The sequence below is a fragment of the Streptomyces sp. NA04227 genome, assembly GCF_013364195.1.
Taxonomy (GTDB): domain Bacteria; phylum Actinomycetota; class Actinomycetes; order Streptomycetales; family Streptomycetaceae; genus Streptomyces.
This window is the reverse complement of sequence record NZ_CP054918.1, coordinates 320749-333011: the sequence shown is the minus strand read 5'-3', so window position 1 is coordinate 333011 and position 12263 is coordinate 320749. Positions and strand designations below refer to the sequence as shown.

The following is a 12263-nucleotide window of genomic DNA, read 5'->3' as shown; positions in this document are numbered from 1 at the left end:
GCATGCCGCCTGCCCGCCCCCGTGCCGTGGGCGGGCAGGCGCCGGGTCCCTCGCGGCTACACGCCCGCCTTCGGGTGCCCGGCCACAACCAAGGAGCCCGAACCAGGCTCCGCAACCGCTGAGCCCGAGCCCGGCTCCACAGTCACCGAGCCCGGGCCCGCGCCCTGCTCCACGGCCACCGAACCGGCCCCCGCGCCCGCACTCGCAGCGGCATCCGACTCCGTTCCCGTAATGCTGCCGAGCCGCCGCCTCACCGCCCTGCTGCACAGGGCCAGTTGGAAGGCTCCGAGAAGGACGGCGGTGGCCAGGGCGCTGTGCCAGAGCAGGGCGTCCAGGCGTCCGGCGGAGAGGTAGGCGCCGGCGGCGACGGCGGCCAGGGCGCAGACCGCGCGGTCCACGATGGACTCGACGGAGAGCAGGGTGGCCCGGGGCGCGTGGGCGGGTATCGCGTCGTTGACCAGCTTGCGCTGCACCGGGTACGCGAAACCGGTGGCGGCGGCGAACAGGCAGAGCAGGGTGACGACCGTCCAGGGGCCGCCGAGGGCGATGCCCGCCAGGGTGCCGGCGAGCGCGAGGCTCAGCACCGAGACCCAGGCCACCGGGGTCAGGCGACGGCTCAGCCACTGCGGGCGGGCGGAGGCCACGGCCTCGGCCACCGTCATGGCGGCCAGCACCCCGCCGTGCGAGGAATCGCCGATGCCGTGGTCGAGCAGGATGGGCTGGAAGAGGTTGACCTGGCAGATCCGGGAGAGCGTGAACACTGCCACGCCCTGCACCATCACCAGGGCGAGCCAGGGCGAGGAGACCACACAGCGCAGCGCGATACCCGCGTCGCGCAGGAAGGCCCCGCCCCGGCGGCCGCCGTCCGCCCCCGAGGCGCCGCCCCCGCCGCTTCCGCTGTCCCTGGCGGCCGTTGCCCGCGCACCGTCCTTGCCGTGCTTCCGCTTCCCGGCGCCCGCCGCAGGGGCCGCGAGCCGGGGCAGGGCGACGGCGCAGGCCAGCGAACCGGCCGCGCTCACGGCGCTGAGGACGTAGGGGGCCGTGTGGGCCAGGGCCATCAGGGGTCCCACCAGCGGCCAGCACAGCACCTTGGCCGCGAGCCCGAGGGCGCGTGCCGTGCCCTCGGCCTTCAGATAGTGCTCGTCGCACTTCTCGGCCCGCAGCCCGTCGTAGAGATAGGCGCTCGCGGCGCCCGAGGTGAGGGAGCGGCCCGCGGCGATGGCGAGGAAGTGGACCAGGAAGCCGGTGTACGAGGGGCTGAGCACCGGGGCCAGGTTGGCCGCCGTCATGACGACGGCACCGGCCCGCAGGCAGTTGCGAGTGCCGATGCGGTCGGCGATCAGGCCGGTCGGGATCTCGAACAGGCAGAAGGCCACGTAGTAGATGCTCTGGATGCCGAAGATCTGTCCGTCGGAGAGTCCGGCCGCCTTCTGGTAGGCGTAGAACACCGGCATCCACCACAGCAGGTTGAACAGCAGCTGGAAGCCGTAGTTGAGGCGGATGATCCGGCGGGCGGTGTCGGTCGGCGCGGTGCCCGCCGCGAGGCAGCGCCCCGCGGGGCGCTGCCACCGAAGGCCGTACCGCGGGAGGCGGGGGCTCACAGTGCGTAGGGGCGGAGCTGGACCAGGCGGAACTCGTCCCGGTCGGTCAGCAGCCACTCGATGTCCAGCGGCTTGTCCACGTCCGGCGCGCTGAAGTGGGACTGCAGCAGCCGTCCGGTCAGGGACAGGTCCGCGAGCCGGGACCGGGTGGCGGCGGACAGGCCCTCGCCCCAGGAGCCGAGCGCCACCGTACGGCCGCCGCCCTCGACCGTGTTGTACAGGTACTGCTGCGGCAGGACGGTGCCGTCGACGACCTGTTCCGGCGATCCGGGGGAGCAGTTGAGGTAGACGTTGCGGAAGTCCTCGCGGCGGGTCGGGTTGCAGGTCACCAGGACGCCGCCGAGTTCGGCGGGGACGTACTCCTGGATGATCACGCCCATGTAGGTGTCGTCCAGGGAGATGCCGACCTGGTGGCGCAGCCGCACACTGCGTGGCGAGAGCAGCGAGGCCCACACCTGGCGTACCGCGTCGAGGAGTTCGCCGGTGCCGCGGACGGTGGTGACCGAGTCGTAGACGCCCGCGGCAGAGAAGCCCGGCAGGTCCTCGGCGTTGGAGGAGGAGCGCACCACGAGACGGCTGCCCCCGGCGAGCGGGGCGGGCAGGGCCTGGTCGATCAGGCGGATGACCGAGCCGGGCATCGGAGTGTGCCGGACCAGGTGCTGGAGCTGCAGGCAGAGCGAGTCCAGTACCTCGAAGGCGTCGAGTTCGAGCGCCATCTTCAGCTTTCCGATGCCCTGTTGGAGCGCGGGCGAGGAGGTGAGGAAGCGGTGCTGGAGCGAGAAGGGAAGGGCGACGCCGTCGGGGGCCTCGACGGTGCCCGCGACGAAGGCGGCCGCCGCGGAGCGGAGTTCGGCGGCGGAGGGCGAGCGCAGGCCGAGCCGTGCGGCCAGGTGCCCGTAGAGGTTCTCGCGGGGCGGGCGGGGGCGCCCGTGGAAGGCGGTGAGGTCGACGGTGCCGCTGTCCAGGACGTGGTGCAGTTCGCCGAGGTTGGCCGCCTTGGTGCCGTACCGGTCGCGGTCGGCGCTGCGCAGCCGGTGCAGGGCGAGCACCGGAGCGTCGGCGAGCAGCGGCGGTTCGAGGCGTATCCGCTGCTGGTGCCAGGCCGGGGGCTGCAGGGCGGGCTCCTGGGCCAGCCGCTCCAGGCTGATCTCGTCCTCCCGCACCCGGTAGCGGATCCAGGCGCCGTCCAGGCGGTGTTGCTCGGCGAGTTGGTCCAGGTCGCGGACGATCGCGTTGGGGATGCCCCAGCCGGAGGCGAGGACATTGGTGTGCGAGAGCGGGGTGATGGGAGCGGTGTTCACGAATCCGGCCACCCGCGGCACGTCGTCGGGCAGGCAGGGCATGGCGACGATGTCGGCCCAGCCGAGTCCGGCCGCGGCGGCCTCGTACTCCTCGAGGTCCGCGAAGCGGCGCAGCCGTCCGACGGCCTCGCCCGTGTTGAGCGGGGTCCGGGTCCTGGTGCCGAAGAGTTCGTGGCCCAGGATGCGCGGCACCCGCAGTTCGCTGATCGCCGCCAGCTCCTCCTCCTGGCCGTGGTTGGCGGGCTTGAGCAGCAGCGGCAGCCGTCCGTCGACGCGCACCCGGACGAACTCGTAGAAGGCCTCCAGGAGGGCGCCGTGCATCGTGTCGGCCTCGGTGGTCTCCAGGACCAGGAAGGTGCGCTCGCGGCCCTCGGTGTCCTCGTCGGTGTGCAGGGACAGCACACCGAGCAGGAAGCGGCGCTCGGGGTCCATGTAGACGGAGGCGTTGAACTCGTCGAGACCGGCGTCGAGTTGGTCGAGGTCCATGCCGAGCACCCGGGTGGCGATGTAGTTGACGTGGAAGGGGTGCGCGGCGGTGTCGAGCAGGTGCCAGGTGTCCTCGGCGCGGTCGACGACGACCTTGAGGTACGGGTGACCGGCAAGGACTCCGGACAGGGTGCGGAACAGCGGCAGCGAGAGGTTGCCGCCGACCACGGTGCGGTCCGTGCCGGGCTCCGGGGCCGGGGCGGGGAGCAGAACGGCGCTCATGCGGGGATCCCTTCGGGCAGCGCGGTGGGCAGCACCTGCGTACGGGCGGCGGATACGGACCGCGCAGCGGTGGGCGCCGCCGGCGGGGCGGTGGCGGGGGCTGTCCTCGCGACGGCGGGCGCCTGCGGCAGGGCGGTCGGCAGGGCGTCGACAAGGGTCTCGAAGTCGCGCAGTACGGTGTGCGGGTCCCTGGCCGAGAGCAGGCAGAGCGCGGCCATGGTGTTGGCGCCCCCGGCCGGCTCGTAGACCGGTACCGGGCTGCCGTCGGGCAGCGAGTTCTCCGGCACCACGGACAGCGTGCTGCCCTCGCTGAGCGGGACCGCCCCGGTCACCGTGGGGAAGTCCCAGACCCGGCGGTCCGGCCAGGCCTCACCGTTGCCGTCCACCGCGAGGACCACCAGCGAACCCGCGGCGCCGCGAGCCTGCTCGCAGGTGAGAGCCTGCCCGGGCCAGGCGACCGGGCGGCCGAGGAGCTGGTCGACGAGCATGCCGATCAGGTCCAGACCGAAGACCTCCTCGATCTGCGGGACGGTCATCGCGCCGCCGAACCGGGCCGCGGTCTCGATCAGCCACATGCGGCCGTCGGCGCCGAGCTTGATCTCGGTGTGCGTACCGCAGGTGCCGAGCCCGAGGGCGTCCACGGCCCGGCGCGCGAGGTCCACGATGCGGTTCTGGGCGTCCTCGGGGAGCAGGGCGGGGGTGATGCCCGCGCGCTCGGTGAAGGGTTCGACGGTGGGCATCCGGCCGCTGAGGCAGACCGGGTGGAAGGTGCCGTCGGCCACCACGCCCTCGACGCTGACGTAGTCGCCCCAGCCGGGCTCGTCGAACCACTCGCCCGCGGTGCCGGTCACGATCTGCTCGACGACGAAGTCCGCGTCGGCCTCGGCCACATGGAGCTCGGCGTAGCCCAACTGGGCCGATTCGGCCATTACTTGGCGCGAGTGCTGCCAGGCCTCGGTCGCCTCGTGCGGGGCGCGGATGATCTGGTGGGCGGTGGATCCCGCGCTCCAGGCCGCTTTGAGGAGCATCGGGAAGGGCAGCGCGGCGGCCGCGTCGTGCAGGTCGGCCTCGGTGGCTACCGGACGGAACTCGGGCTGCGGCAGGCCGTGTTGCTGCCAGGTGCGGCGCATCATCCGCTTGTCGCGGGCGAGTTCGCAGGTGCTGCCCGCTCCAGGGAGCCCGAGTGCCTCGCAGGCCTCCGCGACGGCCACCACCGCGTACTCGGAGAAGGTGAGCACCGCGTCCGCCCCCACCTCCCGCGCCCGGGTGACGATCAACGCGACCAGGTCGGAGCGCTGCGCCGCGGCCGGGGTCACCACCGAGGCGCACAGGTTCCCGGCGTCGGTGGCGACGGCCGGGGGCAGAGCGCTGAGCGCAAGGAGGTGCAACTCCGCCTTCGCGGCCGTCCGGGACAGGACGTGGCCGAGCGGCGGTCCACCCTTGGCGTGCACCAACAGCACCTTGCTCACTGAAGTTCGTCTCCATTCGGTTGTCGTGGCCCGACGGCCGTGATCGCCGTCGCGCCCGGGGGTGTCCCTGGCCCGCGCGGTGGTCCTGCGTACGGAATCCGGGCATTGCGGTGTCCCGGCCGCCGGTTCCTCCGGCTCGTCCGGGTGGTGCGGTCCTGCGGGTGGTACGGGGGCCGTACGGGTCGTGCGCGTGGTTCACGTGCCCGGCGCGGCGCCGGACGGTGCGCCCGACTGCGGGGCGTGGCCCGGCAGTTGGTGTCCGAAGGCGGTGGAGTGCGGCTCTTCGCCCCGTGACATGGTGTGTTCGCCCGTACACACAAGGGAACCAGGCGGTGGGGGTCTCCGAACGCCACCGAGGGCCCCTACCGCTCAGGCAAATGCCAGAGTTGAGGGTCGCGTCGAGCCATCGTGAAAGTTCTGTGAGTGCGTAGGGGTGCGCCCTGCCGGACGTCTTCCTGGGGAGGCGGAGGTGCCAGATCGGCCGAGAACCGGGCATGCGTGGGATGCGGACGGGATACGCATCGCGATGTCACACCGCGTCAGTCGGTTGAATACGGACGGAAAGGCCGCCTGTGGACTATTCCAGCCTCAAAGCACTCCTGGAGCGCGTGCCCGTCTCCTGGTGGGAGGTCGACGAGGAGTGGCGGGTACTGGAACGGGGCGGCGGCGCCTTCGCCGACCTGGGCACGGCGCAGCGCTTCCTGGACCGCATGCGCCAGGAGCTCTCGGCGCCGGGGCACTCCGCCGACGGCCGCTGGCAGGCCCGGTTCGACGGCCGGGTCTTCGACGTGAGCTGCCCGCTCGACGAGAGCCGCGCCAAGGGCCGCACCCGCGGACTCGCGGTGGAGGTCGCGGGCGGCGCCTCGGGCCCGCGACGCTATGCCGCCTTCGCGGACTTCGCCGACTTCGCTCCCGCGGCCGCCTTCATCCGCGACGGCAACGGCCGCTATCTGTGGGCCAATCACGCCTACGCGCACCTCTACGGCACCACCCCCGAACAGGTCGTCGGCACCCGCATCGAGGACTTCGACCCGCCCGCCGACGCGCAGCGGTTCCGGGTGCTCGACCAGGAGATCCTGACCCGCGGCAAGCCGGTGCGGCACACCCTGAGCTACCACCGCCCGGACGGCGGCACCGGGCAGGCGGCGGGCCACCGCTTCCCGGTCGAGGAGAACGGCGAGACCTGCGTGGCCGGGATCTATGTGGACATCACCGAGCACATCCGGGCCATGAACCAGCGCCGGGAGGCCGAGGAGAACCTGCACGCGCTGCGCGACCACAGCGGCCTGCCCTGCGCGCTGCTCTCGGCCAACGGCCGTATCGAGCAGGCGAGTACGGCCGCGGCCGAACTGTTCCGGCTGCCGCTGTCCGACCTGCTCGGTGTCCGCGCGCACACCCTGCTCGCCCCGGCCTCGGCCCCGGACCTCGGCCGGCTGCACCGCGGATGGAACGGTCTGATAGCCCGCCGCACCAGACGGGTGGAGACCTCCGCCGTGCTCGTGGACGCCGAGGGACGGCACCGCCGCGCCCAGCTCCACCTCACGACGGTCGGCCGCAGTGCCGCCCGTGCCCGGCACGTCTGGGCCGTCGTCACCCACCAGAGCCTCGCCCACGAGGCCCATCCGCCGCTCACCGCCGCGCAGATCCGCATCCTGTCGCTGCTCGCCCAGGGCAGCAGCAACGGGGAGATCGCCACCTCGCTGAAGCTGTCCCGGCAGACGGTCGACTACCACCTCAGTCGGCTGCGCGAACTCCTCGGCGCGGCCACCCGGCCCGCCCTGGTCGCCCGCGCCTATGTGCTCGGCATCCTCGCGCCCCGCGCCTGGCCGCCGCGCTCCGCCACGGCCACCCATCCGCTCAGCCCCACCTGAGGGCTTTCGCGGGGCCTGTGGTCACACACCCGTCCGCCCTGCCGACGACGAGGGGAATCCGGTGGCAGGACCCGGCGCCGCCGACGCCGACCTCGCCGGCCCGCGGCACTCACGACAAGCGACGAGGTCACGGCCCACCAGCACCGTGACCCCGTCACCAGCATCGCAATCGCCTTACCAGCAAACCGAGTTGAGGCCGCCTACGGGATGGGGTGAGTGACTACGGGGTGTAGACGGCGTCGCTGCCGTACAACTCCCTGGTGAAGCTGGAGAGGTAGTCCTCCCGGTCCGAACCGTCCAGGTTGTAGGTCAGGAACACGCCGTACTCCTCGGCCACGGTCCGCCGGGCGAGGTCGACCGCGGTGCCCGTGGGCGTGGTGCCGATCGAGACCGCCGCGGGCGACAGCCGCGACTTGGGCAGCGCGATCTGCGGAACCCTCCATGATCCGTAGTACGGGTTCCAGGCGTAGTCGAACTTCGAGGTGATGTCCACGCCGTCGTAGGACAACCGGTCCGCGGACGGGCCGATCTCGTACAGGGTGATGAGCTTGTCGGGCATGTTGTCGCGCAGGGCGGTGACCAGGTGGACGAAGGAGCTGTCGTTGGGCTGGCCCGTGCCGTTCTGCCCGTACTCGGCGTACTCGTCGTCGAAGTCGACACCGTCGAGCCCGTACTTGCCGACGGCGTCGGACAACTCCTTGGCGAAGGCCGAAGCGGCCGTCTGGGAGGGGAAGTTGGCGAAGCCGGCGCCCTGGTGGTTGCCCAGCACGGACAGTACGACCTTGATGCCCTTGTCCTGCAAGGGCTTGATCTCCGTCTCCGCGTTGTCCAGGACGCGCTGCACGTTCTCGTTGAAGGACAGGTACGCCGACTTGGTGGTGGTGTCGTAGTTGATGTTGGCGGCGAAGATGACAGCGATGTCGAAAACGTTGTCACCGCCTTCGGCCAGCGTGTACTTGCCGACGTTGAGCATGCTGTTGTTGTTCACCTCGACATAGGCCACCGAGGTCGGTCCCGCCTTGGCGTGCGCCGCCTCGGGGGCCGGTGTGGGGACGGCCGCCGGGGCAGCGGCCGTCGCACCGCACACGAGTGCCACGGCGGCCAGTGTCGCGAACAGGGCCGTCCGGACTCTGCCTCGGCCAGAAGTGGATTTCATGACTCTCCCATCGTTCGAGCGGGGGGTGACGTCGTGAACTCGCCGCGGGGCACCGGGATTTCGCCCTCTGCCGGATCGCTCCGTACACGCAGTGGGCCACCGGCATCCCGCGAAGCGTCAGAATCCCAGCACACCGGACCGATCCCGTCCAGAGGCAGTACGAGATGCCGTCCCCACGGCGCCGGAGCGTTGTTCCGCCTGCGATCCGGCCCACGCGCCGCTCAGACCCGCAATCGCGCGCGGAAGGCCGTTGTCGCGTCGCCGGTGATGGACACCTGGGGTGGGCCCTCGGCCCGGACGTCGACACGCACCTCGACCTCGCCCGGACGTCCCAGCACCACACCCTGGCGTCCGCGGAAGGTGAGTACGCCGTCCCGGGCCGGGACGATGCCGTGGTGCACCAGGTACGCGCCGAGCGGGCCGTGCCCGTTGCCGGTCACCGGGTCTTCGAGGATGCCGATGGCAGGCGCGAACATCCGGGCCCAGGTGAGCACTTCGGTATCGGCGGTGGCCCGGGTGAAGACGAAGAAACCGTTGCTGCCCACCTCGTGGCTGAGCGCTGTCAGCTCGGCCGGATCCGGGCGCAGGGCGTCCACCGCGTCACGGCCGCGCAGTTCGACCAGCACTTTGGAGTGGCCGGTGGACACGATCTGGACCGGACCGTTGTCGGCGAGGTCGTCGGGACTCGCGCCCAGGGCCCGTAGCAGCCGGTCCACCCGGGGCCCGTTCCACTCGGGTCCGAACGCGGCCGGACCTTGGTGCATGCCGATCCGGACGCGGTCCCCGTCGCGGTGGATCTCCACTCGCTGACGCAGCCCGCTGCCCGTCTTCTGAGTCAGCGAGCACGACGGCAGCCCGTACTCGACGGCGCGCGCGAAATGCGTGCCCACGGTGGCGTGTCCGCAGGTCGGGACCTCCTTCGTCGGGGTGAAGAAGCGCACCCGTACGTCGTGGTCGGCCGCGTCGGCGGGAAGTACGAACGCCGTCTCGGAGTTGTTGAGTTCACGTGCCACCGCGAGCATGTCGGCGTCCGTCATGCCCTCCGCGTCCAGTACGACCCCCGCCGGGTTGCCGGTGAACGGGACACGCGTGAAGGCGTCGATCTGATAGAGCGTCCTCATGGTCGTCGTCCCGGTGTGCCGCACCAGGCGACCGCGTCCGCGGCCACCCGGAATCCGTGGTGCAGTCCGGCCACTTGGAGAACGGCGCGGGCAGGGCGGTGGCCCCCGAAGGCCTCGGCGAAGGCGGCGTCCACGGCGTCCCACGCGGCGATGTCCGTCACGTACACGGTGACCTTCGCGACGGAGTCCCGGCTTCCGCCCGCGGATTCGACGACGGCGAGGATGTTGGCCAGCACCTGCTGCGCCTGCCGCCGAACCGGGGAATCGGCGGACACGCCGTCTCCGACGGGGAGTTGCGCCGACACCCAGACGGTGCCGTCCGGTGTGACGGTGGCCTGCGCGTAGTGCCCGAAGGGCGCCGGCGCCGCGGATGTCGTGAGGGAGTCGAGAGGAGGCATACGGTCTTCGAACCTCGATTCTGCGCCGGGCGAGTTGACCGGGTGGCGTGGGGCGGAGGTGAGGTGAGGAGTGATGGCCGTTGGTTGGCGGGAGTCAGTCGTTCGCGAGGTCCTGGGCCAGCCGCACCAGCGTGCGGACCGCGCAGCCGGTGCCGCCCCGGGGCGTGTAGCCGTAGGGCTCGCCCTCGTGGAAGGCGGGTCCGGCGATGTCCAGGTGGGCCCAGCGAGTGCCCTCCGCCACGAACTCCTTCAGGAACAGGCCCGCGACGAGCCCGCCGCCCATCCGCTCGCCGGTGTTGGCGATATCGGCCACGGGAGAGTCCAGACTTTTGCGCAGCTCGTCGGGCAGTGGCATCGGCCATGCCTGCTCGCCGTCCCGTGCCGCGGCGCCGAGGACACGGTCGCGGAAGGCGTCGTCGGTGGACATCACGCCGAAGAGGCGGTTGCCCAGGCCCATTCTCATGGCGGCGGTCAGCGTGGCGACGTCCACGAGGGCATCGGGTCCGTCCTCGGCGGCGCGTACGAGGGCATCGGCGAGCACCAGGCGCCCCTCCGCGTCCGTGTTGACCACCTCGACAGTCCTGCCGCCGTACATGCGCAGCACATCGCCCGGGCGGACGGCCGAGCCGGAGGGCATGTTCTCGGCCAGCGCCAGCCAACCGGTCACCTCGATCGGCAGGCCGAGCCGGGAGACGGCGAGGACAGCGGCGAACACGGCGGCCGCACCGGACATGTCGCGCTTCATGATCTCGTTGAATCCGACCGGCTTCAGCGAGATGCCGCCCGAGTCGTAGGTGATGCCCTTGCCGACGAGGGCGAGACTCGTCCTCGCCCCGGGGTGCGTGGAGGAAATCCGCACCAGCCGGGGCGCTTTGACCGACCCCTGGCCGACGCCGAGGATGCCGCCGAAGCCCTGCTCGGTGAGTGCCTGTTCGTCGAGTACCTCGCACGTCACCCCGTGCACGTCGCAGGCTGCCCGTACGGCGGCGGCGAAGCTCTCCGGATCCAGGTCGTTCGCGGGCGTGTTGACGAGGTCGCGGGCGCGGTTGACCTCCGCGCCGATCACGGTCGCGCGACGGATCGCCGCCTCGGCATCCGCCTGGCGTGCGAGGACCACCAACTCGCCGACGGGCGGCTTGTTCCGGCCGGAGGTGCGGTAGGCGGTGAAGGCGTACGCACCGAGCAGGCCGCCCAGTGCCACCGCCTCCACTGCCTCGGCGGTCGGCACCGGCAGCAGCAGCGCGGCCCTCTTGGTACCGGCCAGCGCGCGGGCCGCGACACCGGCGGCGCAGCGCAGTGTCTCGGTGTCGTACGCGCCGTCGTCCGCGACGTGGCCGAGCCCGACCGCGAGGACCACAGAGGCCTTGAGACCCGCGGGCGCCGGGAGCCCGACCGCCTCACCCGCGGCGCCGGTCACACCGAGGGCGCCGAGGATGCCGACGAGAGCCCCGTCGAACGCCTCGGCCACCGCCTCGGCACCAAGTGCAGGCGTCGGACCCCCGGAGCCCTGGGCGACACCGAACACGAGGACGTCCACGGGCAGCGATGCCACAGGGGAGGTACTTACGGTCACTTCGGTCACTTCGTACGTTCCTGTTCTAGCGTTTGGCGAGGGCGGTGCGGTCCTGGTGTGGCGAGGACGCCGACGTCGGCTTCTGCCGCCGTGTCATACCGACGCCCACGAGCACGACCACCATCCCCGCGAACACCCGGACACTGAGCTCCTCGTCGAGTACGAGAGCGCCGAGGGCGACAGCGACCACCGGCAGCAGGTAGCTGACGGTCGCCGCGTTGGTCGCGCCTTCGTCCGCGATGATGCGGTACGTGAGGTGGAAGGTGACCCCGGTGGCGAAGACGCCCAGGACGACGACGGCGATCAGAGCGGTGGGGTCGGCGTCCACGGGCTCGAGGCCCCCGGCCGGCAACACCAGCGCGGCCAGTGCCGTCGCGGCGATGAGCTGAGCCGTGGAGAGGCAGAGCGTGGGGATGCCCTTCCCGACGAGTTTGCGTCCCATGTACGCGAAACCGGTGGCATAGCTGGCCGCCGCGGCGACGATGGCCAGGGCACCCCAGCCGACGGAGCCGGACTGTTGCCAGGGGGCGAAGATCAGCACCGTTCCCAGGAAGCCGAGGCCGAGTCCGACCAGGCGGACGGGGCGAAGTCCGCGCTCGGATCCCAGGCCGATGCCGATCAGCAGGGACCACAACGGGGTCGTCGCGTTGAGCACGCCCGCCAACCCGGAGCCGACCGTGAGCTGCCCGATGCTGAAAAGGCAGAACGGGAGTGTGTTGCAGAAGAACGCCGCGACGAACACATGGCCCCAGGTCGCCCTGCCGCGCGGCAGCCGCTGCCGTGTGGCGAGGAGTACCACGGTCAGCGTGGCCGCCCCCAACACGCAGCGGACCAAGGTGACTTGGACGGGGGAGAGGGCGTCAAGGGCCAGTTCGATCCAGAGGTAGGTCGATCCCCACAGCAGAGCGAGCACGACCACCCGTACCCACGCCGGTGTTCTCACGAGGGCACCGTTCACTCTTGTTCTCCTTCGGTCCTCGCCGAGCCGTTGCCGTGAATGATGCCCTTGGCGACAAGGAAGGACAAGCGAAGAGTTCTACACTTCCGTTAAGTGCTGCTACATGC

The 12263-nt window shown here is 71.5% G+C and carries 9 protein-coding genes; 1 reads left to right on the top strand and 8 read right to left on the bottom strand.

Features of this window, described 5'->3' with window-relative positions:
* Positions 1 to 56 precede the first annotated feature (56 nt).
* The 3 genes from HUT18_RS01105 to HUT18_RS01095 form a co-directional block, all read right to left on the bottom strand.
* Positions 57 to 1505 (bottom strand): MFS transporter, encoded by a 1449-nt coding sequence (locus tag HUT18_RS01105; protein WP_254878918.1) that lies wholly within the window; start codon positions 1503 to 1505, stop codon positions 57 to 59.
* Positions 1506 to 1597: 92 nt separating this feature from the next.
* Complete coding sequence (locus tag HUT18_RS01100; RefSeq protein WP_176096945.1) at positions 1598 to 3610, bottom strand: PEP/pyruvate-binding domain-containing protein; 2013 nt, start codon at positions 3608 to 3610, stop codon at positions 1598 to 1600.
* Positions 3607 to 5079 carry an acetyl-CoA carboxylase biotin carboxylase subunit family protein gene (locus HUT18_RS01095; RefSeq protein WP_176096943.1) on the bottom strand — a complete coding sequence of 491 codons (1473 nt, stop codon included), beginning with the start codon at positions 5077 to 5079 and terminating at the stop codon, positions 3607 to 3609. The genes HUT18_RS01100 and HUT18_RS01095 overlap by 4 nt, the downstream gene beginning before the upstream one ends.
* A gap of 572 nt (positions 5080 to 5651) precedes the next feature.
* Here HUT18_RS01095 and HUT18_RS01090 point away from each other — a divergent pair.
* Positions 5652 to 6950 carry a PAS domain-containing protein gene (locus HUT18_RS01090; protein WP_176096941.1) on the top strand — a complete coding sequence of 433 codons (1299 nt, stop codon included), beginning with the start codon at positions 5652 to 5654 and terminating at the stop codon, positions 6948 to 6950.
* Between the two features lie 220 nt (positions 6951 to 7170).
* Here the strand turns inward: HUT18_RS01090 and HUT18_RS01085 are convergent, their stop codons facing one another.
* From HUT18_RS01085 to HUT18_RS01065, 5 genes are all read right to left on the bottom strand, one after another.
* Positions 7171 to 8106 (bottom strand): endo-beta-N-acetylglucosaminidase H, encoded by a 936-nt coding sequence (locus HUT18_RS01085; protein ID WP_176096939.1) that lies wholly within the window; start codon positions 8104 to 8106, stop codon positions 7171 to 7173.
* A 221-nt stretch (positions 8107 to 8327) separates the two neighbouring features.
* A complete protein-coding gene (locus HUT18_RS01080) occupies positions 8328 to 9227 on the bottom strand; it encodes a PhzF family phenazine biosynthesis isomerase (protein ID WP_176096937.1) in 900 nt (299 codons plus the stop codon).
* On the bottom strand, positions 9224 to 9625 hold the full coding sequence (locus tag HUT18_RS01075; protein ID WP_176096935.1) for a RidA family protein: 402 nt from the start codon (positions 9623 to 9625) through the stop codon (positions 9224 to 9226). The genes HUT18_RS01080 and HUT18_RS01075 overlap by 4 nt, the downstream gene beginning before the upstream one ends.
* A gap of 94 nt (positions 9626 to 9719) precedes the next feature.
* Complete coding sequence (locus HUT18_RS01070; protein ID WP_176096934.1) at positions 9720 to 11207, bottom strand: leucyl aminopeptidase; 1488 nt, start codon at positions 11205 to 11207, stop codon at positions 9720 to 9722.
* Between the two features lie 16 nt (positions 11208 to 11223).
* Positions 11224 to 12141 (bottom strand): DMT family transporter, encoded by a 918-nt coding sequence (locus HUT18_RS01065; protein ID WP_176096932.1) that lies wholly within the window; start codon positions 12139 to 12141, stop codon positions 11224 to 11226.
* Positions 12142 to 12263: the final 122 nt, after the last annotated feature.